The 26,163-nt window shown below is 59.2% G+C and carries 24 protein-coding genes and 2 tRNA genes; 15 read left to right on the top strand and 11 right to left on the bottom strand.

Features of this window, described 5'->3' with window-relative positions:
* Positions 1–428 precede the first annotated feature (428 nt).
* The gene (gene fnrN, locus FHW77_RS13400) at positions 429–1,154 is read right to left on the bottom strand and encodes a transcriptional regulator FnrN (RefSeq protein ID WP_004441967.1); all 726 of its coding nucleotides are present in this window, start codon (positions 1,152–1,154) and stop codon (positions 429–431) included.
* Between the two features lie 212 nt (positions 1,155–1,366).
* Between fnrN and hemN the strand changes: the two genes are divergently transcribed.
* The 8 genes from hemN to FHW77_RS13360 all read left to right on the top strand — a co-directional run bounded on the left by hemN (position 1,367) and on the right by FHW77_RS13360 (position 9,460).
* Complete coding sequence (gene hemN / locus FHW77_RS13395) at positions 1,367–2,716, top strand: oxygen-independent coproporphyrinogen III oxidase (RefSeq protein ID WP_004441965.1); 1,350 nt, start codon at positions 1,367–1,369, stop codon at positions 2,714–2,716.
* 114 nt (positions 2,717–2,830) lie between these two features.
* A complete protein-coding gene (locus FHW77_RS13390) occupies positions 2,831–3,115 on the top strand; it encodes an acyl carrier protein (protein ID WP_003495848.1) in 285 nt (94 codons plus the stop codon).
* 88 nt (positions 3,116–3,203) lie between these two features.
* Positions 3,204–3,683 (top strand): 3-hydroxyacyl-ACP dehydratase FabZ family protein, encoded by a 480-nt coding sequence (locus tag FHW77_RS13385; protein WP_004441960.1) that lies wholly within the window; start codon positions 3,204–3,206, stop codon positions 3,681–3,683.
* A gap of 209 nt (positions 3,684–3,892) precedes the next feature.
* Entirely contained in the window at positions 3,893–5,089 is a 1,197-nt protein-coding gene (locus tag FHW77_RS13380; RefSeq protein WP_004441958.1) for a beta-ketoacyl-ACP synthase, read from the top strand.
* An 11-nt stretch (positions 5,090–5,100) separates the two neighbouring features.
* The gene (locus FHW77_RS13375) at positions 5,101–6,381 is read left to right on the top strand and encodes a beta-ketoacyl-ACP synthase (protein ID WP_022556203.1); all 1,281 of its coding nucleotides are present in this window, start codon (positions 5,101–5,103) and stop codon (positions 6,379–6,381) included.
* 140 nt (positions 6,382–6,521) lie between these two features.
* Positions 6,522–7,550 (top strand): zinc-binding dehydrogenase, encoded by a 1,029-nt coding sequence (locus FHW77_RS13370; protein WP_004441953.1) that lies wholly within the window; start codon positions 6,522–6,524, stop codon positions 7,548–7,550.
* Between the two features lie 5 nt (positions 7,551–7,555).
* Entirely contained in the window at positions 7,556–8,485 is a 930-nt protein-coding gene (locus FHW77_RS13365) for a lipid A biosynthesis lauroyl acyltransferase (protein WP_004441952.1), read from the top strand.
* A 279-nt stretch (positions 8,486–8,764) separates the two neighbouring features.
* Entirely contained in the window at positions 8,765–9,460 is a 696-nt protein-coding gene (locus FHW77_RS13360) for a nitrogen regulation protein NR(II) (RefSeq protein WP_006697409.1), read from the top strand.
* Positions 9,461–9,513: 53 nt separating this feature from the next.
* On the opposite strand, the gene FHW77_RS13355 is transcribed toward FHW77_RS13360, so the two are convergent.
* A complete protein-coding gene (locus FHW77_RS13355; RefSeq protein ID WP_004441947.1) occupies positions 9,514–10,317 on the bottom strand; it encodes a TSUP family transporter in 804 nt (267 codons plus the stop codon).
* 181 nt (positions 10,318–10,498) lie between these two features.
* On the opposite strand from FHW77_RS13355, the gene FHW77_RS13350 reads away from it, so the two are divergent.
* The 5 genes from FHW77_RS13350 to recJ all read left to right on the top strand — a co-directional run bounded on the left by FHW77_RS13350 (position 10,499) and on the right by recJ (position 16,677).
* Entirely contained in the window at positions 10,499–11,458 is a 960-nt protein-coding gene (locus FHW77_RS13350; RefSeq protein WP_004441945.1) for a nucleoside hydrolase, read from the top strand.
* Between the two features lie 302 nt (positions 11,459–11,760).
* Positions 11,761–12,981, top strand: a complete 1,221-nt coding sequence (locus FHW77_RS13345; protein ID WP_004441943.1) for an LL-diaminopimelate aminotransferase — start codon at positions 11,761–11,763, stop codon at positions 12,979–12,981.
* Positions 12,982–13,042: 61 nt separating this feature from the next.
* A complete protein-coding gene (locus tag FHW77_RS13340) occupies positions 13,043–14,353 on the top strand; it encodes a homoserine dehydrogenase (protein WP_004441941.1) in 1,311 nt (436 codons plus the stop codon).
* Positions 14,354–14,540: 187 nt separating this feature from the next.
* Positions 14,541–14,765 carry a hypothetical protein gene (locus FHW77_RS13335; RefSeq protein ID WP_022556200.1) on the top strand — a complete coding sequence of 75 codons (225 nt, stop codon included), beginning with the start codon at positions 14,541–14,543 and terminating at the stop codon, positions 14,763–14,765.
* 103 nt (positions 14,766–14,868) lie between these two features.
* The gene (gene recJ / locus FHW77_RS13330) at positions 14,869–16,677 is read left to right on the top strand and encodes a single-stranded-DNA-specific exonuclease RecJ (protein WP_081859527.1); all 1,809 of its coding nucleotides are present in this window, start codon (positions 14,869–14,871) and stop codon (positions 16,675–16,677) included.
* Positions 16,678–16,806: 129 nt separating this feature from the next.
* Here recJ and FHW77_RS13325 read toward each other — a convergent pair.
* The 6 genes from FHW77_RS13325 to FHW77_RS13300 form a co-directional block, all read right to left on the bottom strand.
* Positions 16,807–16,881, bottom strand: a tRNA-Glu gene (locus tag FHW77_RS13325).
* A 447-nt stretch (positions 16,882–17,328) separates the two neighbouring features.
* A tRNA-Glu gene (locus FHW77_RS13320) sits at positions 17,329–17,403 on the bottom strand.
* A gap of 341 nt (positions 17,404–17,744) precedes the next feature.
* Positions 17,745–18,518, bottom strand: coding sequence for an amino acid ABC transporter ATP-binding protein (locus FHW77_RS13315; RefSeq protein WP_004441935.1), 774 nt, complete (start codon positions 18,516–18,518; stop codon positions 17,745–17,747).
* Positions 18,519–18,530: 12 nt separating this feature from the next.
* Positions 18,531–19,688 carry an amino acid ABC transporter permease gene (locus FHW77_RS13310; RefSeq protein WP_004441933.1) on the bottom strand — a complete coding sequence of 386 codons (1,158 nt, stop codon included), beginning with the start codon at positions 19,686–19,688 and terminating at the stop codon, positions 18,531–18,533.
* A 2-nt stretch (positions 19,689–19,690) separates the two neighbouring features.
* On the bottom strand, positions 19,691–20,887 hold the full coding sequence (locus FHW77_RS13305) for an amino acid ABC transporter permease (RefSeq protein WP_004441931.1): 1,197 nt from the start codon (positions 20,885–20,887) through the stop codon (positions 19,691–19,693).
* Between the two features lie 106 nt (positions 20,888–20,993).
* Positions 20,994–22,016 carry an amino acid ABC transporter substrate-binding protein gene (locus FHW77_RS13300; RefSeq protein ID WP_004441929.1) on the bottom strand — a complete coding sequence of 341 codons (1,023 nt, stop codon included), beginning with the start codon at positions 22,014–22,016 and terminating at the stop codon, positions 20,994–20,996.
* A 376-nt stretch (positions 22,017–22,392) separates the two neighbouring features.
* Between FHW77_RS13300 and FHW77_RS13295 the strand changes: the two genes are divergently transcribed.
* Complete coding sequence (locus FHW77_RS13295) at positions 22,393–23,580, top strand: cystathionine beta-lyase (RefSeq protein ID WP_004441928.1); 1,188 nt, start codon at positions 22,393–22,395, stop codon at positions 23,578–23,580.
* Positions 23,581–23,582: 2 nt separating this feature from the next.
* On the opposite strand, the gene FHW77_RS13290 is transcribed toward FHW77_RS13295, so the two are convergent.
* Both FHW77_RS13290 and FHW77_RS13285 read right to left on the bottom strand, forming a co-directional pair.
* Entirely contained in the window at positions 23,583–24,764 is a 1,182-nt protein-coding gene (locus tag FHW77_RS13290) for an FAD-dependent monooxygenase (protein ID WP_004441926.1), read from the bottom strand.
* Positions 24,765–24,792: 28 nt separating this feature from the next.
* The gene (locus tag FHW77_RS13285) at positions 24,793–25,038 is read right to left on the bottom strand and encodes a zinc-finger domain-containing protein (RefSeq protein WP_004441925.1); all 246 of its coding nucleotides are present in this window, start codon (positions 25,036–25,038) and stop codon (positions 24,793–24,795) included.
* A 170-nt stretch (positions 25,039–25,208) separates the two neighbouring features.
* Between FHW77_RS13285 and FHW77_RS13280 the strand changes: the two genes are divergently transcribed.
* Positions 25,209–25,985, top strand: a complete 777-nt coding sequence (locus FHW77_RS13280) for an alpha/beta fold hydrolase (protein ID WP_004441923.1) — start codon at positions 25,209–25,211, stop codon at positions 25,983–25,985.
* Here FHW77_RS13280 and FHW77_RS13275 read toward each other — a convergent pair.
* On the bottom strand, positions 25,970–26,116 hold the full coding sequence (locus FHW77_RS13275; protein WP_004441921.1) for a hypothetical protein: 147 nt from the start codon (positions 26,114–26,116) through the stop codon (positions 25,970–25,972). The two genes, FHW77_RS13280 and FHW77_RS13275, sit on opposite strands and share 16 nt — an antisense overlap.
* Positions 26,117–26,163: the final 47 nt, after the last annotated feature.

The following is a 26,163-nucleotide window of genomic DNA, read 5'->3' as shown; positions in this document are numbered from 1 at the left end:
GGGGAGAAGTCCGCGGCAGCGGGATGAGGGGCAAGCTCTCCGCATATCTCCGCGTTTGCCCCTTCATCCGGCCCGTCGGGCCACCTTCTCCCCGCCGGGGAGAAGAAACAAGCGGGGATGCCGAACGTCCTACAGCGACAATCACGGCTGAAGGTCCTGTCGGCCCGGCAATCATAACTCCTTCTTTACCCTGCCTTTGAACCTTCCGCTTACCGAAGATGTTAAGCGGATGGATGCGGTTTGCAGCTTATGGTGCAGCCATAACAAACAGGCCGCTGAAAAAGCGGCGCACAGGGTGAAATATCATGAAATGCATCGCCGCTTTGCTGGTCCTTGCCGGTTTTGCGCTCGCACCAGCTCAGGCGCGGGCGCCGCACATCAATTTCGGAACGTCCGCACTTCAGGGGCGATGATCGAGGGGGCGGCTGTCAGTCGTTGCCCGCCGCTTCACTCAGCGCATCGAGATCGGGCACGGTGATGTGACGGTTGTTCTCGATGCGGATAATGCCTTCCTTTCGCAGCTTTGTCATTTGCCGGCTAACGGTCTCGATGGTGAGACCGAGGAAATCGGCAATGTCGGCACGCGAGAGCGGCAGGTCGAAGCATGACTTGTCGTCGTTTTCCGGATCGATATGGGTGGCGATCATATAAAGGAAGCTGGCAACCTTTTCCTGCGCCGATTTGCGCCCCAGTGTCAGCATCCAGTCACGTGCCTCGTCCAGTTCCTTGAGTGACTGGCTGTGCAGCTTGCGTTCCATATCAGGCACTTCGGAGACCATGCGGTCGACGACGCGGCGCGGAAAGAGGCATATTTCCACATCGGTTGCGGCTTCCGCCGTCATCTTGCTTTCCGCCATGAACGGACGGCCGAGAAAATCCGGTGCGAATTGCAGGCCGACGATCTGCTGGCGGCCATCCGACATCATTTTCGATAACTTTACCACGCCATTCAGGATATTGCCGTAGGAGGTGACGAGCTCGCCCTGGCCGAGAAGCTCATTGCCGGCCTCCAGCTTTTTGCGGCTGGAATGGCGGTTCAGATCGCAAAGCTGCTGCGGTGTCAGCGTGCTGCAAAGACCGCCGTGACGCGCCTCGCAGGAGCGGCAAACAACCGGCTCTTCCGAATTGTGGATGGTCTTCTGCAGCGTGTCCATAAGCCTTTTCCAATGCTGGCTTTGCGGGACGATTGCGACCCTGGATATCAAATCCGGTCTCTTTAAAGGCGTGTGCGCTGTAGCCGTCGTCCCCGCGTCTACTTTAGCAAGAACTTATGGCTCAATTTGATTGAAGTCAAAGTTGCAAACTGTCGCAGCCGCTACTGAAAGAGGGGAAATCGACATTTTCTTGATAAAAGGCAAATCGGGTGATGAATATCGACCTTCTTCACAAATATTCCGGGGCAGTGCCGCGTTACACGAGCTATCCGACCGCGCCGCATTTCCACGAGGGAATCGATAATACGACCTATCGCGGCTGGCTCGGCGCACTCGGTCACAGGAATCGCCTGTCGCTTTACGTGCATATTCCCTATTGCGACCGGCTTTGCTGGTTCTGTGCCTGCCATACCAAGCATACGCTGAAATACGAGCCGATTGCTATTTATCTTGAAGCACTTAAGCAGGAAATTGCTGCGGTCGGCGCACTTGTTTCGCCTGACGCCGTGGTGAGTGCCGTGCATTTCGGCGGCGGCTCGCCGACCATGCTTGACCCGCAGGACATGCAGGACCTGATGGACTGTCTGCGGCGTCACTTCACTTTCGGGCTGGCACCAGAAATCAGCGTTGAGATGGATCCCAACGATCTGGACGACAGCCGCTATGACGCGCTTGCCGCCATCGGCATGTCGCGGGCTAGCCTCGGGGTGCAGGATTTTGATGACAAAGTGCAAAAAACCATCAACCGCATCCAGTCTTTCGAGCAGACGAGATCCGTGGTGGATGCGGTGCGGGCGAGGGGCGTTCACTCAGTCAATTGCGACATTCTTTACGGGTTGCCGTTCCAGACATGCGAGACACTGAAAAGAACCGTCGATCAGATCGTATCGCTTGCCCCTGATCGCATCGCGCTTTTTGGCTATGCCCATGTTCCCTGGATGAAGAAACACCAGTCGCTGATCCCCGAACATGCGCTGCCCGATGTTGCCGAACGCTACCGCCAGATGACGATGGCGGGGGAGATGCTGAGGCAGGCCGGATACAGCCAGATCGGCATCGATCATTTTGCCCGGCCGACCGATACATTATCCCAGGCCGCCGAAGCCGGCGCCCTGCGGCGGAATTTTCAGGGCTATACGACCGATACTGCCGATGCGCTGATCGGGCTTGGCGCATCATCCATCGGCCGGCTGCCGCAGGGTTATGTGCAGAACATGGTGGCAACCGGTGAATATCAGCGCATGGTGGGTGAGGGCGGTCTTGCCGCCGTGAAAGGCATTGAGTTGTCGCAGGACGATCATCTGCGCTCGCATGTGATCGAAAGGTTGATGTGCGATTTCTCTATCGATCTTTCGGACTTGCAGCACCGTTTCGGCAAGGTGAGCCATTCCGTGAGGGATCAGGCGCAGCAGTTTGCCGCAGGCGACAGGGACGGTCTGGTGCGGCTGGATGCCGATATTTTTGCCGTGACGGAGGTGGGAAGGCCGTTTGTACGTAATATCGCGGCAATCTTCGATACCTATCTCGGCAATGGGCGCGGCCGTCATTCGGTTGCTGTTTAGGCAACAGTTTTGGGGCAAATTTCAAAGTTACGTCACGAAACCATTGGCTTTTTTGTGCGACTTGCCTATGTGGTGCGTCAGAAAGAATAATTCATACGAACGACAATAAGGATTATGGGCGTGACAGCTACATTCGACAAGGTTGCCGACATTATCGCCGAAACCAGCGAAATCGACCGCGAAACCATTACGCCGGAGAGCCACACGATCGACGATCTGGGCATCGACAGCCTCGACTTTCTTGATATCGTTTTCGCGATCGACAAGGAATTCGGCATCAAGATTCCGCTCGAGCAGTGGACGCAGGAAGTCAATGAAGGCAAGGTTTCCACGGAAGAATACTTCGTGCTGAAGAACCTTTGCGCCAAGATTGACGAATTGCGCGCGGCCAAGGGCTGACGTGACGGTGCCCGCTTCCGGCGGGCATTTTCTTTTGATGCCGCCTGCGGGCAAACCATGACTAACCGACCAGAGACGGGCCGGACGGATGCTGCTTGAATATTTCCAGATGATCGACAAGGTCGAGGCCGTGGACATGACGGCGCGCACGTTGAAGGCGCGGTCCGTTGTTCCCGATAAAAGCCCGGTTTTCGAAGGCCATTTCCCCGGCATGCCGCTGGTTCCGGGTGTGCTTCTGATCGAGACAATGGCGCAGGCCTCCGGCATGCTGGTTCTGGCATTTTCCGATTTCGCGTCCATGCCGTTCCTGATGTCGGTCGATGGCGCCAAGATGCGGACTTTCGTGGAGCCGGGTGCTGTTCTCGACATCGAGGCAGTGCTTGAGCATGACGGTTCGGGCTTTGCGGTTACCAAGGCAAAGATCACCTCCGATGGCAAAAAGGTCTGCGACGCGCAGCTGAAACTGCGCACCATGCCCTTCAGCGAGATCCCGCTTGGGCCTATCGTCAAGAAGCGGGCGGAAGAAGTTGGCCTGATGGCGGCGATTGCCGCCGATGCACGGAAATAAGCTTTTTCATTCGTTTCGGAGAAGACAGTTTTTCCTGTCGGCCCGGTTTTGATGCACGAAAATCGTGGGCTCGCGACGGTGGATCGGGTCTTCGCCATTGCCAATCCGCACCGCGCGCTTTATTCCGCAACGCATGAAGTGGTTGTTCGCAACCGCTGTTGGATAGCCGTGACCGTTTCGGCGGGGCCGGCTGCAAAGGATGACAGACGATGAAATCTGACAATGATGTGGTGATAACAGGGGTCGGCATCGTGACCTGTCACGGCGTTGGCAGCCAGGCGCATGTGGCGCTTCTTTCGGGAACCGCCGCGCCGGCGACGATTGTCGAGACGGAAAAATTCAAGCCATATCCGGTTCATCCCATGCCCGAGATCGACTGGTCGGCACAGATCGCCAAGCGCGGCGACCAGCGCCAGATGGAAAACTGGCAGCGTCTCGGCGTTTTTGCCGCCGGTCTTGCACTTGATGATGCCGGCTTGAAGGAAAATGTCGAAGCCTGCGCCACCATGGATATGATCGTTGCTGCCGGCGGCGGCGAGCGCGACATCAATGTCGATACGCTGATCGTTGACGAGGCTTTGAAGCGCAACGACCGCGAAAAGCTGCTGAACGAAAAGCTGACGACGGAACTGCGCCCGACGCTGTTTCTCGCCCAGCTTTCCAACCTGATGGCCGGCAATATCTCCATCGTGCACAAGGTCACCGGCTCTTCCCGGACCTTCATGGGCGAAGAAGCGGCCGGCATTTCCGCCGTCGAAACCGCGTTCCATCGCATTCGTTCGGGCGAATCGAGCCACGCTCTCGTGGGCGGCGCCTTCTCTGCCGAACGTCCAGACATGATCCTGCTGTTCGAAGCCATCGGGGCGCATGCGCAGGGCGAATGGCAGCCCCTGTGGTCGCGCGAAGGCCAGGAAGGCGGCGGCATGGTTTCCGGCTCGCTCGGAGCCTTCCTCGTGCTGGAATCACGCAAGCATGCCAGCGAGCGCGGTGCGCGCATCTATGCCCGCATCGACGCCATCGAAGGTGATCGCGGCAGCCGCGACGACGGCAAAATGGAAAAGCGCATGGAGCGTCTGCTGGCCCCGGCAACGGACAGCGCCGCGACCGTCGTCTTCTCCGGCGCCAGCGGTTATGACGGCGTTACGGCCCGTGAGAAGCACATTCTCGAAAAGACCTTGCCGAAGGCTGCCATCCGCGGTTTCGGCGGTGTCACGGGCCATGGACTTGAGGCGCAGTTTCCGCTCGGCCTCGCTCTGGCGGCGCTGACGCTTGAAAGCGGTGCCAAGGTTCCTACCTTCGACGCGAATGCGGAAAAGCCAATGGGCGAGGCGGCGACCGAGGCTGTCGTCACCACTGTTGGCCATGTCCGCGGCGAAGGTGTCGCCGTTCTGTCCCGTGACGTGTGAGGAGAAAGACCATGACCAATTTTAAGGATCATCTCGGTCGCCCGATCGTCGCCGTCACCGGCATGGGCATCATTACCTCGCTCGGTCAGGGGCTTGCCGATAACTGGGCGGCGCTGACCTCGGGTAAGTCAGGCATTCACAAAATCACCCGTTTCCCGACTGAAGGGCTTTCGACCCGGATCAGCGGCACGGTGGATTTCATCGATATTCCGGTTCCGAATTCCGTCGAACGTTCCTATGCCTTCGCGCGCGAAACCACCATCGAGGCGCTGGCGCAGGCCGGCATTTCCGGTGACTTTGACGGCCCGCTGTTTCTCGCAGCGCCGCCGATCGAGCCGGAATGGAGTGCCCGTTTCGAGCTTGCCGACCGCTCTCCGCCAGCCGCCCAGCCGGGTGATGCCTATGAGCGGTTCCTGACGGCCTTCCGTCAGCGTCCCGATCCGGCATTCCAGGAAGCAGCGCTGTTTGGTGCCATCTCCGAGCGTCTGTCTGACCGTTTCGGTACGCGCGGTCTGCCGGTTACCCTGTCGACCGCCTGTGCATCCGGCGCGACCGCGATCCAGCTTGGCGTCGAGGCCATCCGACAGGGCCGCGCCGAACGGGCTTTGACGGTCGCGACCGATGGTTCTGTCAGTGCCGAGGCGTTGATCCGCTTTTCGCTGCTGTCTGCCCTTTCGACCCAGAACGATCCGCCGGAAAAGGCTTCCAAGCCGTTCAGCAAGGACCGCGATGGTTTCGTGATCGCCGAAGGTGCCGCAACGCTGGTGCTGGAATCGCTCGAAGCCGCCGTCGCTCGCGGCGCCAAGGTGCTGGGCATCATCAAGGGTGCAGGGGAAAAGGCTGACAGCTTCCACCGTACACGCTCTTCGCCCGATGGCGGCCCGGCGATTGCGACGATCCGTGCGGCACTGGCCGATGCGGGCGTGGCCGAAAGCGATATCGGTTATATCAACGCCCACGGCACCTCGACGCCTGAGAACGACAAGATGGAATATGGCTCGATGCTTGCGGTCTTCGGTGAAGGCCTGAAGAACATTCCGCTGTCGTCCAACAAGTCGATGATCGGCCATACGCTGACCGCCGCAGGTGCTGTGGAAGCGGTGTTCTCGCTGCAGACCATGCTGACTGGCACGCTGCCACCAACAATCAACTATAACAATCCCGATCCGACCATCACGCTCGACGTGGTGCCGAATGTGAAGCGGGATGCCGAGGTGGGTGCGGTTCTGTCGAATTCCTTCGGGTTCGGCGGGCAGAATGCAAGCCTTGTCATGACGCGGGAACCGGCTTAACCGGTTCGTTACAACAGGGGCGTTTCCGAATGACTTGCGGAAACGCGCCCGTTTCTTTGATTTCGCATTCCAGCCGCAAAACCGTTACAGAGTTTTGCTGGAATGATTTTAGATAACGCCTTCGGGCGAAGGACTTATATATGCGCGCTCTTCAACTCGTCGACGACCGGAAGCTCGAAAAAGTGGATCTGCCCGAACCGGATGCGCCGGCGCCGGGCGAGGTAACGCTGCGCGTCAAGGCCGTGGCGCTCAACCACATCGATGTTTGGGGCTGGCGCGGCATGGCTTTCGCCAAGCGCAAGATGCCGCTCACAATCGGTGCGGAAGCCTCGGGTGTGGTGGAAGCCATCGGTCCGGGCGTATCCAACGTGCTGCCCGGCCAGCTGGTCGCGATCTATGGCGCGCGCACCTGCGGGCTGTGCAAACCCTGCCGCGAAGGCCGTGACAATCTGTGCGAACATGTCCAGGGCGTGCACGGTTTCCATCTCGACGGTTTCGCGCAGGAAAAGATCAATATTCCTGCCCGCCAGCTCGTGCCGGCGCCGCATGGCGTCGACGCCGTCGGTGCCGCTCTCGCGCCGGTGACGTTCGGCACGGTCGAGCACATGCTGTTCGACAATGCCAAGCTGGAGTCCGGCGAAACCATCCTCATTCACGCCGGCGGTTCGGGCATCGGCACGGCGGCGATCCAGCTTGCCAAGAAGATGGGTTGCACCGTCATCACGACAGTCGGTTCCGACGACAAGATCGAACGGGCGAAGGCGCTCGGGGCCGATCATGTGATCAACTATCGCACCGACCGTTTCGAAGGCGTCGTGCGCAAGCTGACGAAAAAGAAGGGCGTCGACGTCGTGTTCGAGCATGTCGGCAAGGATACCTGGGCGGGTTCGATGTTCTCGCTGAAGCGCGGCGGTCGTCTCGTCACCTGCGGTTCCACATCCGGTGTTTCCACCGACATCAACCTGATGATGCTGTTCCAGCAGCAGCTGAAACTGCTCGGCTCCTTCGGCTGCCGTATGGAGAACATGGCCAACGCCATGCAGAAGATGGCACGTGGCATCGTGCATCCGGTTATCGACACCGAAGTGACCTTTGACGATATTGACCGGGCGCTGGAGCGCATGGAGACGCGTCAGGTGTTCGGCAAGATCGTGCTGCGGATGGACTGAGCATCTTGAAGCTGTTCCTGACACGGATCGTCCTGAAACTGGACCACTTCCGGCAGTGGCTGATTGCGACATTCGCCTTCGGCCTTCTCAACCTGCTGAAGCTCTTTCCCGCCGATGCGGGCATTCGCGCCGCTGACAGGCTGGCACGTTTCGTGGGGCCGAAAACCGGCCGCCACAAGCTGATGCTCCATAATCTGGCGCGCGCCTTTCCGGAGAAGTCCGAACAAGAGCGGCTCGAGATCGCCATGGACAGCTGGGCCAATATGGGTCGGCTGGCGGCGGAATATGTCTTTCTCGACCGGCTGTTCGATTTCGATCCGGAAAAGAACGAGCCGGGACGCATCGAGGTCCAGGGCATCCCGACCTTCCTCGAGCTGCGCGACAATCCGCGGCCTTTCATCGTCTTTACCGCCCATAGCGGCAATTTCGAACTGCTGCCGGTTGCCGGCTCGGCTTTCGGTCTCGATGTGACGGTGCTGTTCCGGCCACCGAACAATCCCTTTGTGGCCGAGAAAGTGTTCAGTTTCCGCAAGGAGCGCATGGGCAATCTCGTGCCCTCGCATGCCGGCTCCTCCTTCGCGCTGGCGCGGCAGCTGGAAAAGGGCGGTGGTGTGGGTGTGCTCGTCGACCAGAAATTCGGCAAGGGACTGACGACGAAGTTCTTCGGACTTGAGGTTCGCACCAATCCGCTTCTCGCCAAGCTGGTGCGGCAGTTCAATTGCGATGTCTATCCTGCCCGTTGCGTGCGCCTGCCCGATAATCGCTACCGGCTGGAAATCGAACCGAAGGTTGAGATTCCGCGCGATGACAAGGGCAATGTCGACATTCAGGCGACGGCGCAGCTTCTGAACGACAAGGTGGAGAGCTGGGTGCGCGAATATCCCGGCCAATGGCTGTGGTATCACGACCGGTGGGACGTTAAGCACCAGATTTGAGGATGCCGGCTGGCTCGTGCTCTCAGAGCAATTTTCACAAAATCAGGCGCAGGAACTGTGCTTTTCGAAATTTTTCCATAGTAGTGGAACCTCATTTTTCGTTCATGGATTATCGAAATTGAAAAAATAGCAGCGGCTGTGATATTTTGAACAACAATCCCCGCCGTGTTTTCGTGCTTCGTTACGTCATTTTTAAGCGCGGAGACGCTATTATCAGGGATAATTGGTCTATCCTTTCGGATTAGGATCGGGATGTTTGCCCGTTCAGGGAGAGTTGGGTTGAAAGATTTGATTGAGCTGTTCTGGCTGCGTTATACGGAACTGCAATCTGCCGTTGGTAAAAACGAGGCCGACAAGATCGCAGTGCTGGAGCGTGAACTGGAGCAGCTTCTCGAGCGCGTCGTCGGACGCAAGACCGAAAGCTCCGAAGACATTCGCGAGCAGTTCCGTTTTGCTATCGATCTCCTCAACCACGAGGCGGAAGACCTTGGCTGCGTGCAGCGCAATTCCGAACTTCTGCGAACGCTCGTCGACCGTTACGTCGGCATGCCGCTCAAGGCAAAAGTGATCGGTGACGAAGATGCGGACAGCCTCGAATGGCACCACCGCCATCTGATCCTCGATGAAGATATGCTCAACGATCTCGATGAGCCTGTCGTCATCGTGTCCCCCGGTTACCGCGTGTCCTTTGCCAATGCGCTCGACGCCTTCCAGCGTAATGCGCCGGAAGGGCTCGTCGGCTGCCACATCGCCGAACTCGTCGGTGTCCACCGTTTCCAGAACGCACTCAGGGAAAAGCTCGATAATTGCTTCAAGGGCGATACGTCGAAATATACCTATGCGGAAGACCAGAACGGTCGCACAATCGTCAAGTCGCTCGAAATGTCGCCTTGTTACTCTTCCGCCTACAAGCTCGTGGGTGCCATGGTGGTCATCCGCGAAATTGCCGATCGCAGGCGCCGCGCTGCGGGTTGACCCCAAGCTCCCCTGATATCCGAAGGACGGGCTGAACGCGCCCTATCAGTCCCTTATTTCGGGAAGACGGTTTCCCAGATCGTGGCGATGGACCAGGCGGACGAGGCGTCAATCAGAAGCTTCGTCGCCATGGCCAGACACGACAGAACCAGAAGCGGGCGGATGATTTTCGCGCCGTTTTTCATGGCGAAACGCGACCCGATCTGCGCCCCGATGAATTGGCCGAACCCCATTGCCAGTCCAAGCTTCCACAAAACCGCGCCGCCCATCGCGAAGACGACGAACCCGCCGAAATTGGAGCCCAGATTGAGAAGCTTGGTATGGGCTGTCGCCTTCAGCATGCCAAAACCGGCAAGTGCCACGAAGGCGAGCATGTAAAAGGAACCGGCGCCCGGACCGAAGACGCCGTCATAAAAGCCGATCAGCGGCGCGGCGGTAAATCCGAACACCAGCGGTGTGATGCGGCGATGGCTGTCTACATCGCTGAGCTGTGGCTTGAAGGCGAAATAGATCGCTATGGCGATCAGCAGGAAGGGCATGATGGTGCGCAGAAGATCGGCAGGCACGAAGGCGGCCGTCAGCGCCCCCAGCATTCCGCCGGCCATCGCCATCAACCCCATCGGCAATTGCTCTTTCAGATTGACATGGCCACGTCTTGCGTAAGCGAGAGTGGCGGAGGCCGAACCGAACTGTGCCTGCAGCTTGTTCGTGCCAAGCGTATCGAGTGGCGGTATTCCCATGATCATCATTGCCGGAATGGTGATGAGACCACCGCCGCCGGCAATGGAATCGATAAAGCCGGCGAAAATGGCGACGCAGAAGAGGACGAGGAAAACGTTGAGGGCGATGTCTTGCACTTGGCATGTCCGGGCAGGCGGAAGGAGAGGCCCCTTCTTTCACCGAAAACGCGGTCGCGCAATATTTTTCTGTATGGTCTGAGGGGCGCCGGGGGATTGCGGTGCTGCCGCTTATCGTTATGTTTCCGTGGCGCGTCGCCGGAACGACGGATGGCGCCTGACACATGTGGATGAGGGCATTATGCATAAAGTGATATTCGATACGGACCCCGGTGTGGATGATGCCATGGCGCTTCTGTTCCTGCACCGCCACCCCGATATCGATCTGATCGGCGTCACCACCGTTTTCGGCAATGCGCCCATCGACATCACCACCCGCAATGCGCTTTTCCTCAAGCGGGAATGGCAGATGACCGCGCCGGTCGCGAAAGGGGCGGGCGTGACCTTCGATCCGGCCCGCAAGGAAGGCCACTGGCCGACCTTTATCCATGGTGAAAACGGCCTTGGCGATATCGACATTCCAGCGACCATCGACCTGCCGCTCGACCCGCGGCCTGCGCATCGCTTCATCATCGAGACGGTTAAGGCCAATCCCGGTGAAGTGACGCTTATTGCCGTTGGCCGCATGACCAATCTGGCGCTGGCTTTGCGAGAAGAACCTGATTTCGCGGCGCTGGTGAAGGAAGTCATCGTCATGGGCGGCGCCTTCGACATCAACGGCAATGTCTCGCCGGCAGCCGAGGCCAATATTCATGGCGATCCGGAAGCGGCCGATCTTGTCTTCACCGCGCCGTGGCGCGTGGTTGTCGTCGGTCTCGATGTCACGACAAAAACCGTGATGACCAGCGCCTTCATGGCTGAGATGGCAGAGGCGGGCGGCAAGCCGGTGCAGCTGCTTTCGGACCTGTCGCAATTCTACATCGATTTCTACAAGACCCGTACCGGTGACGGCATGGTGGTGCACGACAGCTGCGCCTGTGTTTATCTCGTCGCGCCGGAACTGTTTACCACCCGCAGCGGCCCGGTGCGCGTCGTCTGCGGCGGTCTTGCCGACGGCCAGACCATCCAGAAGCCGGACGGACGCGCCTTTCCGCCGGGCGACTGGGACGGGCATCCGAGCCAGCTGGTCTGCACGGATATCAAGCCGGAGCGCGTGCTTTCGGTCATCCGCGCGGCAATTGTGAAGGGCGAGCGCGGCTGAACGACAGGAATGGCCGTTCTTGAGCATGGCTTGCCTTGCATTTTCCCAGAATCTGGCGTTATGCAAGTTCCCTGATCATAGTGCGCGATCCGCCTTGCCGGAGGGCTTGAAAAGGCGGTGCCGGTAGGACGGGCGGATCACCGCTAGGCGTCGTTGGCGCGAGAAAACCCTTGTGGGTTTTCCCGTGCTTTGCGCTACAATGAATAACGCCTGCCGGGTCGGTTCGTGTCGGCGGCGTTTAACAACAAAAACGAACCTTCGTTATGGACCGGAAGAACCGGTCCATTCCCATGAGGAAAGAGATGGAAGAGTTTCACAAGGTCCGGCGTCTGCCGCAATACGTCTTCGAACAGGTCAACCGTTTGAAAGCGAGCGCGCGAGCGGCCGGGGCCGATATCATCGATCTCGGCATGGGCAATCCCGACCTTCCGACCCCGAAGGCCATCGTCGACAAACTTTGCGAGGTCGTTCAGGACCCTCGTACCCATCGTTATTCCTCGTCCAAGGGCATTCCCGGTCTTCGCCGCGCGCAGGCGGCCTATTATGCACGCCGCTTCGGCGTTAAGCTGAACCCCGACACGCAGGTCGTCGCCACGCTCGGCTCCAAGGAAGGTTTCGCCAACATGGCGCAGGCCATCACCGCGCCGGGTGACGTGATCCTGTGTCCGAACCCCACCTATCCGATCCATGCCTTCGGCTTCCTGATGGCGGGCGGCGTTATCCGCTCGATGAATGTCGAGCCTGACGACAGCTTCTTCGGGCCGCTGGAGCGCGCCGTGCGCCACTCCATTCCGAAGCCGCTGGCGCTGATCGTCAATTATCCTTCGAACCCGACGGCGCATGTCGCGTCGCTCGATTTCTACAAGGACGTCATCGCCTTTGCGAAGAAGCACGAGATCATCGTGCTTTCCGACCTTGCCTATTCGGAAATCTATTTCGACGAAAGCAATCCGCCGCCCTCCGTTCTCGAGGTTCCCGGTGCGATCGACGTTGCGGTGGAATTCACTTCCATGTCGAAGACGTTTTCCATGCCCGGCTGGCGCATGGGCTTTGCCGTTGGCAACGAGCGGCTGATCGCGGCGCTGACCCGCGTGAAGTCTTATCTCGATTACGGCGCCTTCACACCGATCCAGGTTGCTGCGACCCATGCACTGAACGGTGACGGCTCGGACATTGCCGAAGTGCGCAATGTTTATCGCCGCCGTCGCGATGTCATGGTCGACACCTTCGGCAAGGCGGGCTTCGAAGTACCGCCGCCGGCGGCCACCATGTTCGCCTGGGCGAAGATCCCGGAAAAATTCCGCCATCTCGGCAGCCTGGAATTCTCCAAGCTTCTGGTCGAGAAGGCCGATATTGCCGTTGCTCCCGGCATCGGCTTCGGCGAGATGGGCGATGATTACGTCCGTCTCGCGCTCGTGGAAAACGAGCATCGAATTCGTCAGGCAGCGCGCAATCTGAAGCGTTTCCTGTCGACCGCAGACGAAACGATGCACAACGTCGTTTCGCTCAACGCCCACAGATAAGGGCAAACCCAGGGCGGCCGGGTCTCGGCCGCCACCATCACCAGCAATCAGGAACATACCCATGGCAGATTCATTGAGAATCGGCATAGCGGGGCTCGGCACTGTCGGCGCTTCGCTCGTGCGCATCCTCCAGCAGAGAAGCAACGAACTTGCGATTACCTGCGGACGCGCAATTGAGATTATTGCGGTAAGCGCGCGTGATCGTTCGCGTGACCGCGGCATTGATCTCACGGGTATTACCTGGTTCGACACGCCGGAACAGATGGCGAGCGAAGCCGACATCGATGTGTTTGTCGAACTGGTCGGCGGTGCTTCCGGACAGGCCGAAAATGCGGTGCGGGCAGCGCTGTCGCGCGGTCTCCATGTGGTGACAGCCAACAAGGCGCTGCTGGCCAAGCATGGTGTCGAACTGGCGACCATTGCCGAAGACAAGGGCGCGCTTCTGAACTTCGAGGCGGCGGTCGCTGGCGGCATTCCCGTCATCAAGGCCCTGCGTGAATCGCTGACCGGCAATCACGTGACGCGCATCTACGGCATCATGAACGGCACCTGCAACTACATCCTCACAAAGATGGAGAAAGAAGGCCTGTCCTTCGAGGCCTGTCTGAAGGAAGCGCAGCGGCTGGGATATGCAGAGGCTGATCCCGCCTTCGATATCGAAGGTAACGACACCGCGCACAAGCTTTCCATTCTGACCACGCTTGCCTTCGGCAACAAGATCGCTGCCGACGACATTTATCTCGAAGGCATCACCAATATTTCGATCGAGGACATCCAGGCGGCTGCCGATCTAGGCTATCGCATCAAGCTTCTCGGCGTGGCGCAGGTCACCGAATCCGGTATCGAGCAGCGCGTCCATCCGACCATGGTGCCGCTTGATTCCGTCATCGCGCAGGTCGATGGCGTCACCAACGCCGTGGCGATCGAATCCGATATTCTCGGTGAATTGCTGATGGTCGGACCCGGCGCCGGCGGCAACGCCACGGCATCCGCCGTGCTCGGCGATATCGCCGATATCGCCAAGAGCCGTCCCGGTGCACAGCGTGTGCCGGTACTCGGCCGTCCGGCGAAATCGCTGACGGACTATCGCCGCGCCAAGATGAAGAGCCACGAGGGCGGTTACTTCATCCGCCTCACGGTGAAGGATCAGGCCGGTGTGTTCGCCTCCATCGCCAGCCGCATGGCTGACAATAACATTTCGCTGGAATCCATCGTGCAGCGCCAGCGCGTGCACGTGGAAGGCGCGCCGCAGACAATCATCCTTGTTACGCACGCGACAATGGAAGATGCGATCCGCAAGGCGGTAAAAGCGATCAAGAACGAGAAATATCTCGTCAGCGAGCCCCAGGTCATCCGCATCGAGCGGACCTGAAGCGCGACGCTACTGTCGTGAGATCAAAAACCGCGTTTCCATCCGGAAACGCGGTTTTTTGTTGCTTGGGGGACCGGCGCCTTCCTGCGGTCTGGTGGCCGCAAAATTTGAGGGGACGGTGCGTGAAGCGCTGGAAAGCAGGGCGATTCGGCCTTATGGTTAATCGTGTTCACCAAGCGAGGGAGGCGTGGCCGTGACATCGATCATCCTGTTCAAGGACAACAAGCGCCAGGGCGCTCCGGCGAGCCATCACCGGGCGCGGCCGCACAATGCCAATGACAATATTCGCAGCATGGAATTCGATATGGCCGAATATGAGCGTAACTGGTGTTCGCTCGCGGTATTTTCGCTGCTGCTGCTTGTCGCGGCCGTCTCGATTGTCAGCCCTTTTTTCTCGATTTTCTCGACGTGATTTCGTCAAGGCGCGTTTTTGCTTGAAAAACGCAGCATCGCCATTTAGCCCGTTCTAACCATTAGAGCGCCTGTTGGCGCGAATGACAGGACGAATGGACAGGATGGTAATGATGGAGCCGGCCGATACCGTGGCCCGCGCATTTTTAAGCGTGGAGCGGTCGGCAACAGAACAGCGGTGGGTGTCTCGGCTGGATCAGGCCGGGCAGAACCGTGCGCTGGCGATGTCACAGGTCCACGGTATTCCGGAACTGATCGCCCGGGTGCTCGCCGGGCGCGGTGTGGGGGTGGATGATGCCCTGGCGTTCCTTGATCCCACCGTTCGCTCCCTGATGCCCGACCCGCATGTGCTGACCGATTGCGAGAAGGCCGCCGAGCGGCTTGTGCGCGCCATTGAAGCGGGTGAGAAGGTGGCGATCTTCGGTGATTACGATGTCGATGGCGCTGCTTCCTCCGCGTTGATGTACCGGTTTCTTGCACATTTCGGGCTGACGCCCGAGATCTACATTCCCGACAGAATTTTCGAGGGTTACGGGCCTAACCCGGCGGCGATGCAGCAGCTGGCCGCCAATGGCGCGACGCTGATCGTGACGGTGGACTGCGGATCCACCAGCCATGAATCGCTCAAGGCGGCAAAAGAGGCACGAACGGACGTTGTGGTCATAGACCACCATCAGGTGGGTACGGAACTGCCGCCGGCGGTGGCGCTGGTCAATCCCAACCGGGAGGACGATCTGTCGGGGCAGGGGCATCTCTGTGCCGCCGGCGTGGTGTTCCTCGTGCTCGTCGCCACGCTTCGCGTTCTCAAGGACAGGCGGCACCGCCAGGCCTTCACGCTCGATCTGCTGTCATTGCTCGACATCGTTGCGCTTGCGACGGTCTGCGATGTGGTTCCCCTGAAAGGGCTGAACCGCGCCTATGTGGTGAAGGGCCTGATTGCCGCACGCCACATGAAAAATGCCGGCCTTGCCGCGCTGTTCAAGAAGGCGGGGCTGGGCGGGCCTGTGACACCCTATCATTTCGGTTTCCTGATCGGACCCCGCATCAACGCCGGGGGGCGTATTGGCGACGCTGCGCTTGGCAGCCGATTGTTGACGATCGATGATTCCTCGCAGGCCGAGGTGATTGCCGAGCGGCTGGACGAGCTGAACCGCGAGCGACAGGCGATGGAAGCGGCGATGCTGGCGGAGGCCGAAGCGGAGGCCCTGTTCGAATATGGCGACGGCTCGGGTGCCGGTGTTATCGTCACCGCGCGTGAAAACTGGCATCCCGGCATTGTCGGCTTGTTGGCCTCGCGCCTGAAGGATCGCTTCCGCCGCCCGGCTTTTGCCATTGCCTTCGATCCCTCCGGCAAGGGCACCGGCTCCGGCCGTTCGATCGCCGGCTTCGACATGGGGCGGATGGTGCGCGCTGCCGTGGAGGCCGGCCTGCTGGTCAAGGGCGGCGGTCACGCCATGGCGGCAGGCCTCACGGTTGAGCGCGCCAATCTCGGCAAGCTCAGGACCTTTTTCGAAGAAGCCGCGGCAAAGACCGTAAACGAGCTGGTAGAGAGCAGCGTATTGAAGATTGATGGCGCCATCGGCGCTTCGGGGGCTACGTTGCAGCTTGTCGACCAGCTAGAACAGGCCGGTCCCTATGGTTCCGGTCATTCTCAGCCGATCTTTGCTGTTCCGGCGCATCGCCTGCGTGATGTGCGGCTGGTGGGCGCATCCCACGTCAAGATCACGCTGGAGGCCATGGATGGCTCACGGCTGGACGGAATCGCGTTCCGCGCCGCCGAGGCGCCCCTGGGACAGATGCTCATGAATGCCCGCGGACGGAATATTCACGTCGCGGGTACTGTGGGCGCCGATCTCTGGCAGGGGCAAAGGCGGGTTCAACTGCGTGTTCTGGACGCCGCTTTCGCGCCCTGAGAGGGGCCACCAATCTATCTCGGCTGTCACCGGCCAACGGTTGTCGCTGACCTATGCACTACAACGGGATATCTTTACGCGATGCGTGAAGATATACGTTTATGCTGCTGATTTTAAGGGAGAAGCAAGTGGCACGCCCTAGGGGAGTCGAACCCCTCTTTTCAGAATGAAAATCTGACGTCCTAACCGATAGACGAAGGGCGCGTGCGCTTGTGGTGTGGCGCCCTTATAGTCAGGCTCCCGTTGCTCCGCAAGCGGAAAAACTGATTTTTTTCGCTTTGCGGCGAGTTTTTTTGGCAGGGCGGAACGGGCTGTGGAAAACCCGGTCGGACCGGCCCAAATCCTTGAATTATCGCTCCAATCTCGCGCGGCACGGGACGCGACGAAGCGGTGCAAGTGGGCAAAGCCCAGCATCGTGGCCGTTGAGCTGGCAACGCTCTGCCGAAGCCCGGGACTTCCTGATGATCTGGGAGAGGGGAAAGGCAAGCCGGGTGAATTGCGCGGCGGCATTTCGTCCGGCTTGCCTTCCATCGGGGGGACAGGCATCTAACGTGCCGACGGCAAATCGGTTCCGCAGCAATGATGAGATGCTGGAATTATTGCGATTTTATCGAATGATTTCGTCGTGTCGGAGGTAACCAGCAAAGGAAGTGGCACGCCCTAGGGGAGTCGAACCCCTCTTTTCAGAATGAAAATCTGACGTCCTAACCGATAGACGAAGGGCGCGTGCGCTTGTGGTGTGGCGCCCTTATAGTCAGGCTCCGGTTGCTCCGCAAGCGGAAAAACGCATGATTTGACAAAAAAATGACACGGGTGGCCAGAAGCCCTGAAAAACAAGGATTCTTGTTTCGTAACAAAAGGTTAAAGCGTGCTTGGTCCCGCGGTTTTGCGCTTCTAACGGAAGAGAATGATGTGTGGGAACGCGTGGATGGGCAGTGATTCACTCAAGTGGCTCCGGGACGGGAGAAGCGCGGCGTCATGAGGAGCCAAAGATCACGCCAGATCTGGAGCTGGGTTGTCGTCATAAAAAAACGGGGCCCAAAGGCCCCGTCCGATGATGCTTGTTCTCAATGCAGTATCTGGCTGAGGAACAGGCGGGTACGCTCGTGCTGCGGATTGTCGAAGAATTCGGCGGGCGAGTTCTGTTCGACGATCTGGCCCTGGTCCATGAAGATAACGCGGTTTGCGACCTGACGCGCAAAGCCCATTTCGTGGGTCACGCACAGCATGGTCATGCCGTCTTCTGCGAGGCTGACCATGGTATCAAGCACTTCCTTGACCATTTCCGGGTCGAGCGCCGAGGTCGGCTCATCGAAGAGCATGATCTTCGGCTTCATGCAGAGCGAGCGGGCAATCGCCACACGCTGCTGCTGACCGCCGGAGAGTTGGCCCGGATATTTATGCGCCTGCTCGGGAATCTTCACGCGCTTCAGATAGTGCATCGCCACTTCTTCGGCTTCCTTCTTGGGCATCTTGCGAACCCAGATCGGCGCCAGCGTGCAGTTTTCGAGGATCGTCAGATGCGGGAAGAGGTTGAAGTGCTGGAACACCATGCCAACTTCGCGGCGCACCTCGTCGATCTTCTTGAGGTCGTTGGTAAGCTCGATGCCATCAACGACGATGCTGCCCGACTGGTGCTCTTCCAGACGGTTGATGCAGCGGATCATGGTCGATTTGCCCGACCCGGAAGGACCGGCGATGACAATGCGCTCGCCCTTCATGACCTTCAGGTTGATATCACGCAGCACATGGAAATCGCCGTACCATTTGTTCATGCCGGTGATTTCGATTGCGACGTCCGTCGCCGAGACGGTCAGTTTTTTTGCCTGGGTTTCTGCCATTTTGAGCGTCCCTTATCGTTTATGCCCGGTGTCGAGGTGCCGTTCCATGAACAGCGAATATCGCGACATGCCGAAGCAGAATATCCAGAATACGAAGCCTGCGAAAATATAGCCAGTCATGGCGGTGACGGGCGTGGCCCAGTTCGCATCCGATTGGTTGAGTGTGACAATACCGAGCAGGTCGAACATGCCGATGATCGAGACCAGCGACGTGTCCTTGAAAAGCCCGATGAAGGTGTTGACGATGCCCGGAATGACGAGCTTCAGCGCCTGCGGCAGCACGATCAGCCTCGTCTTCTGCCAGTAATTCAGGCCGAGCGAGTCCGCACCTTCATATTGTCCCTTCGGAATGGCCTGCAGGCCGCCGCGGATCACTTCCGCCATATAGGCGGAGGAGAACAGCGACACGCCGACCAGCGCACGCAGGAACTTGTCGAAAGTCCAGCCGTCGGGCAGGAACAGCGGCAGCATGATGCTGGCGAAGAACAGGACGGTGATCAGCGGGATGCCCCTGATGACCTCGATGAAGAGGACGCAGAGCATCTTGATGACCGGCAGGTTCGAGCGTCTGCCGAGAGCCAGAAGAATGCCGAAGGGCAGCGACACCGTTATCCCGAAGAAGGACAGGATGAGCGTGACCATCAGGCCGCCCCAGAGCTGCGTTTCCACCTTCGGCAGGCCGAAGACGCCGCCGATGAGCAGGAAGAACGCAATGAAGGGCAGGATGATGAAGAGCGCCAGCGCATTGAGACGCTTGAACGGCGCCTTCGGTATGAGCATCGGGACCAGCAGGATCGCGAACGTCACCATCACGAGGATGGGACGCCAGCGCTCGTCAATGGGGTAACGGCCGAAGACGAATTGTCCGAGCTTGGCCGAGACAAAGGCCCAGCAGGCGCCGGACTGTCCGTCCGGAAGCGCGCCGCCCTGTGAAGCGGTGAGACACGCAATACGGTCGCTGCCGGTCCAAACCGCGTCGATAAACAGCCACTCGATGATCGGCGGCACGATATAGACGAGGAGGGCAATAGCAAGGACGGTGAGCACCGTATCCTTGGGCGTGGCGAAGAGCTTGGTACGCAGCCAGTGGGTTACGCCCACCGCGCTCGATGGCGCGGGGCGGGCTTCCTCAATGGTCTGGCGCACGAAGGCGTGGTTGCTGATCGTCATCGTCATCTCTCCACCAGAGCCATTTTCGCGTTGAACCAGTTCATGACCACGGCCGTGAGCAGGGACAGCGAGAGATATATGACCAGCCAGATGGCAACGACTTCAACCGCCTGACCCGTCTGGTTCAGGATCGTACCGCCAACGGAGACGATATCGGCAAAGCCGACGGCGACCGCAAGCGACGAGTTCTTGGTGAGGTTGAGGAACTGACTTGTCAGCGGCGGAATGATGATGCGCATGGCCTGCGGCACGACGATGAGACGTGTCGTGGTGCTGGAGCGAAGCCCAAGCGCGTCGGCAGCTTCCGTCTGCCCCTTCGCCACGGCCTTGATGCCGCCGCGAACGATCTCGGCGATGAAGGAGGCAGTGTAGAAGGACAGCGCCAGGAACAGCGACATGAATTCAGGCGCGACGACGGCGCCGCCCGAAAGGTTGAAGCGTCCGGCGATGGGGTAATCGAATGTCAGCGGCGCGCCGATTGCGAGGAACGTGGCGAGCGGCAATCCGATGACGAGCAGCGTTATCGTTATTCCGGTGCGGAATTGCTGTCCGGTTTTTTCCTGTCTGGCTTTCGCCCAGCGGTAAACAAGCACGCTGACGACGACGGCGACAAGGAAGGCCAGCGGCACGAGCCAGATTCCGTCCCCCCAGAGCGGTTTCGGAAAGAAGAAGCCACGATTGTTAAGGTAGGTGCCGAGCGGCAGCTCGAGCGATTCGCGTGCCTGCGGCAGGACCGAGATGACGCCCTTGTACCAGAAGAAGATCACGAGCAGCGGCGGGATGTTGCGGAAGATTTCCACATAGGCCTGCGCGAGCTTCGAGATCAGCCAGTTGTTGGACAACCGGGCGATACCGACGATGAAGCCGATGATCGAGGCGGCGATGATGCCAAAAAACGCAACCTGGATCGTGTTGAGAATGCCGACGAGCAGCGCCCGGCCATAGGTCGCATCGCTGGTATAAGCGATCAGCGACTGGCCGATGTCGAAGCCGGCGCGTCCGTTGAGGAACCCGAAGCCGGATGAAATGTTTGAACGTTGAAGATTGGTGATCGTATTCGTCACGATGACCCAGACGAAGGCGGCCAGGATGACGACCGTCAGGACCTGGTAAAAAATGCCGCGTATGCGTGGATCGTAGATAAGTGACGACGCGCTTTGCGCGCGCGATCGTTGCGAACTGACCGCGTTGCCTGCCATAGGCACCTTTCCCTTTTATATGCTCTTTGCGAGCTTATTTATATAATTTGAAGCGGAGGCCGGGTGTTGCCCAGCCTCCTTATGATCTAGCCGATGATGGGGCCGATCAACGGACCGGCGGTGCGTATTGCAGGCCGCCCTTGGTCCAGAGCGCGTTCTGGCCGCGCTCGATCTTCAGAGGCGAGCCGGCGCCGACGTTGCGGTCGAAGACTTCGCCGTAGTTGCCCACCAGCTTGATGATGTTGTAGGCCCAGTCATTGGTCACGCCGAGATCGGTACCGATCTTGGTGCCTTCTTCCGTGCCGAGCAGGCGCTTCACGTCCGGATTTGCGCTGTTCTTCTGCTCGTCGACGTTCTTGGAGGTGATGCCAAGTTCTTCGGCATTGACCATGGCGTAGTGAACCCAGCTGACGATGTCGAACCACTGGTCGTCACCCTGGCGAACGGCCGGACCAAGCGGCTCCTTGGAGATGACTTCAGGCAGAACGATGTTTTCTTCCGGGTTCTTCAGCTTCAGGCGGATCGCGTAAAGGCCCGACTGGTCAGTGGTGTAGACGTCGCAACGGCCGGCATCATAAGCAGAGGTCGCGTCGGCTTCCTTTTCGAAAACCACCGGGTTGTACTGCAGATTGTTGGTCTTGAAGTAGTCGGCGAGGTTGAGCTCCGTGGTCGTGCCGGTCTGTACGCAGACGGCGGCGCCGGAAAGCTCGAGAGCGGACTTCACGTTGAGGCTCTTCTTGGCGATGAAGCCCTGGCCGTCGTAGTAGTTGACGGTACGGAAGTTGAAGCCCAGCGACGTGTCGCGGCTGATCGTCCAGGTGGTGTTACGGGTCAGAACGTCGACTTCACCGGACTGGAGAGCCGGGAATCGGTCCTTGCTCGAAAGTGCGACGAACTTGGCCTTCGAAGGATCGCCGAAAACCGCTGTGGCAATACCACGGCAATAGTCCACGTCGATACCGGACCACTCGCCCTTGTCATCGGGATTGGAGAATCCCGGAATGCCGGCGCTGACGCCGCAGGTGACGAAACCCTTGCCCTTCACATCCTGAAGCGTCGCAGCCGAAGCGACCGAGGCTCCTCCCAAAACTGCTGCGCCGATGGCGGCCGACAGAATTGCCTTTTTCATTTTTCCCAACCTTTGTTTGTTATCGTCACTTGGAAGAGGACCGGCATGTTTGTTCTGCCCCAGCTCCCCCTTCAGCGAGATCTTTTCGATCCGCTTTTTCTATCACAATCGCAATTGGCAGCGGGGTCAAGACGTGCGGGCAATAATTGTGCCTATAAAACGGAATTTTCCAAAATTTGGTCGTGAAGTGTGCAAAGGGTGAAAATATAAGCATATTTTTGCGGAAATTTGCACTTGCACAGTATTTGTATACTTGTTGTATTCTGGCTGGCGATGGATCAATCCCGGCGGTTGTTGCGTCCCGGCGGGACTTGACCTTGCGGTTCGCTCTCAGCATTGTCGCACGCGTCAATGTTCCTTCGAAAGCTGATCTGAAATGACCAAGACAAATGACCTGCTTTCCGCCGCAGGTGTGAATACGCGCCTCACCCATGGCGGCAATGATCCCGCGGACTGTTTCGGTTTCGTCAATCCGCCAATCGTGCGCGGCTCGACGGTGCTTTTTCCCGACGCGGAGACGCTTTCGACCGAAAACCAGAGATATACCTATGGCACCCACGGCACGCCGACGACCGATGCGCTCTGCAATCTCGTCAATGAGCTGGAAGGGTCTGCCGGAACCATTCTCGTGCCTTCGGGCCTTGCGGCCATCACGGTCCCGTTCCTTGCCTATCTCGGCGCTGGCGACCACGCGCTGATCGTCGATTCCGTTTATTTTCCGACACGTCGCTTCTGCAATATGATGCTGAAGAAGCTGGGTGTCGAAGTGGAATATTACGATCCGGCCATAGGGGAGGGCATAGAGGCTCTCATCCGGCCGAACACGAAGCTGGTGCATCTGGAAGCGCCGGGTTCCAACACCTTCGAAATTCAGGATGTCAGGCTGATCACCGATATCGCTCATCGGCATGATTGTGTTGTGACGATGGACAATACCTGGGCGACGCCGCTTTATTTCAAACCTTTGGATTTTGGCGTCGATGTTTCCATCCACGCTGCCACCAAATATCCCTCGGGCCATTCGGATGTGCTGATGGGCTTCGTCTCGGCCAATGAAAAGCACTGGAAGGCGCTTTATCAGGCCAATACCAATCTCGGAATCTGCGTCACTTCGGACGATGCCTATCAGATCCTGCGCGGCATGCGCACGATGGGAATCAGGCTGGCGCACCATCAGAAAAGCGCGCTCGACATCGCCACATGGCTGGAGAGCCGGGACGACGTCGTGCGCGTGCTGCATCCGGCGCTGCCGAGCTTTGCAGGGCACGATCTCTGGAAGCGCGATTTCAAGGGTGCAAGCGGCGTCTTCTCCTTCGTGCTGAAGGCGGAAGAAGGCAGATACAAGCAGACGGCGGCCGCGTTCCTGAATGCGCTGACCTTTTTCGGGCTCGGTTACTCCTGGGGCGGCTACGAATCGCTTGCCGTTTCGGTCTCGCTTGTCGACAGGACCATCGCCAAGGGTCCCTCGGAGGGACCGGTCATCCGCCTGCAGATCGGGCTTGAGGATGTCGCCGATCTCAAGAAGGACCTCGAGGCCGGCTTTGCAGCCGCGGCCGCGGTTTGACCTCAGCCCGTGGCGCGATAGCCGTAGAGCCAGTCGAAGTCCTTCAGGAAGGCGTCGGTGGGACGCGTGGAAAACACGAAGTCCCGCGCGATACGCACCGGGCCTGTGGCGTGATAGGCAAAACGATTGAGAGAGGCCCGCTTGCGGGCCTTTTCTATGCGCGGCAGGCGCAGGGCCTCGAAGGCGGCAAGAGCCTGCGGCGCGGGCAGGGTGGCTGAAGCATCGCTGCCCACCATGGTTCCCGCGAGTTCAAACGCATCCTCGATCGCCATGGCTGCCCCCTGGGCGGCGAACGGCATCATGGCATGCGCTGCGTCGCCGATCAGCACCGTGTCCCGGCCATTGTGCCAGCGGCCGGGGCCGGCCTGATAGAGCGGCCAGAAGGTCGGGTTTTCGGACGAATCGAGCAACCGGACGATGTCAGGGCTGAAGCCGCGAAACTGTTCAAGAAGCAGGGCTTTCTGCCGACCGCTCGATTCCGCCCGCCATGTTGCACCGGGATCGGCGCCAAGCGCGATGGCGACGATGTTGAAACCGCCGACTTCTTTCAGCGGATAGGCGACGATATGGCCACCCGAGCCGAGATAGGCCGTGACGGCGCTTTTGTTGATGGCCGACGGCACGGCATTGGCGGCAACGGTGAAGCGCCAGGCGACATTGCCGGAGAAGGTAGCGGTGGGAGCGGCAGGAACGGCAAAGCGGGCCGCCGACCAGACACCGTCCGCGCCGACAATCAGATCATGGTCGCGGAATGTGGTTGCGGCAATCACATCGGCCGTCGCGTTTTCGATGCGTTTGCCGAGATGCAACCGGCATAGGGGATTATCTGTCACCGCGTGGAGAAGTGCGCTTTGCAGGGTGGAGCGGTGCAGCACGCCATAGGGTGCGCCCCAGCGTGTACGCGCCACCGCGCCCACAGGCAGGGAGAGCAGCGTTGCGAGCGATTTTCCGGAGGCGAGTTCGACACTGACGGGCTCGGTCCAGCGCGCCTCGATGGCAGGCAGCACGCCAAGCGTGGCGAGAATGCGGGCGGCATTGGGCGAAATCTGCAGGCCGGCGCCAACTTCCGTTAGTTCGCCGGCCTGTTCGATGATGTCGCAGTCTATACCGTGCCGGGCAAAAGAAAGGGCAGCGGTGAGACCGGCAATGCCGGCACCGATAATGGCTACGGATTTCATGGGCATGATGCGCCCCGATCAGGAAAAGTGGAGGTCAGGCAGCCTTCACGTGGAAAACGCAGCCCGGAGGATTGGTCTGCTCGGCCTTCAGCGACGGATTGTAGCGATAAAGGGTGGAGCAGTAGGAACAGACCTTCTCATTGTCGTCGCCCATATCGATGAAGATATGCGGATGATCGTAAGGAACGGAAGCGCCGGTGCACATGAATTCCTTGACGCCGATCTCGATCATGCGGTGTCCGCCATCGTTCTGGAAGTGGGGAATGGTATGCCCGGCCATGTTCGTCTCCAAATGCAATATCGTTGTAGAGCCGCAATCCGGCTTCGCATGCCGGCTCGTCGTTGCGGATATGTAGCCTCAAACGCATTGCATCTCCATAAAAATCGTCAGCAAAACATGTTCAACATTGCTAATTCCTGCCATATGGTCCGGCAAAAAGGATGTCCTTGATGAATCTCAACACGCCGCAGTTTTCCGATTTTTTCCATGACGGCCTTCGCCTCGCTTATTTTGACGAAGGCGATCCGGCGGGAGACCCGGTTTTGCTCATCCATGGCTTTGCATCCAGCGCCAACGTCAACTGGGTCCATCCTGGCTGGCTGAAGACGCTGGGAGATGCCGGCTACCGGGTGATCGCCATCGATAATCGCGGCCATGGCGCAAGCGACAAGCCGCATGATACGGAGGCCTATTATCCGTCCGTCATGGCCGAAGATGCGGTGGCGCTGCTCAACCATCTCGGCATCGCAGAGACGCATGTGATGGGTTACTCCATGGGTGCGCGCATTTCCGCCTTCTTGGCCATGGCGCATCCCGAGCGCGTGCGTTCTCTGGTCTTCGGCGGGCTCGGTATCGGCATGGTCGAAGGTGTGGGCGACTGGGACCCGATCGCAGAGGCGCTTCTCGCGCCTTCGCTCGATGTCGTGACCCATGAGCGCGGCCGCATGTTCCGAGCCTTTGCCGATCAGACGAAAAGCGACCGCTTGGCGCTTGCCGCCTGCATCGAGACATCGCGGGTTCTCGTCACGCGCGACCAGGCGGCAAAGATAGATGCGCCGACGCTGATCGCGGTCGGAACGAAGGACGATATTGCTGGCTCCGGTGAAGAGCTCGCTGCCATCATGCCGCACGCGCGGGCGATCGACATTCCCGGCCGCGACCACATGCTGGCCGTCGGCGACCGCGTGTTCAAGGCGGCGGTGCTGGATTTCTACCGTTCGTTCTGAGTTGACGCATTTTCGAGGAAAAACGGGGCAGGCTTTCCGCGCAGAAGCGCGGCAAAGCGCAGTTCGGCAAGAAACGGTTTTTCAAGCTGCATGAAGAAAAACTGAAGCCGTGCCGCCTTTAAAGTCGTCATTCGAATCCCATTTCTAATGCACGTCTTTTTCTGTATAAAGAACGACC

Origin of the sequence: Agrobacterium sp. RC10-4-1, assembly GCF_014138475.1 — a bacterium.
In the GTDB taxonomy this organism is placed as follows: domain Bacteria; phylum Pseudomonadota; class Alphaproteobacteria; order Rhizobiales; family Rhizobiaceae; genus Agrobacterium; species Agrobacterium pusense.
This window is presented reverse-complemented; position numbering and strand designations above follow the sequence as displayed.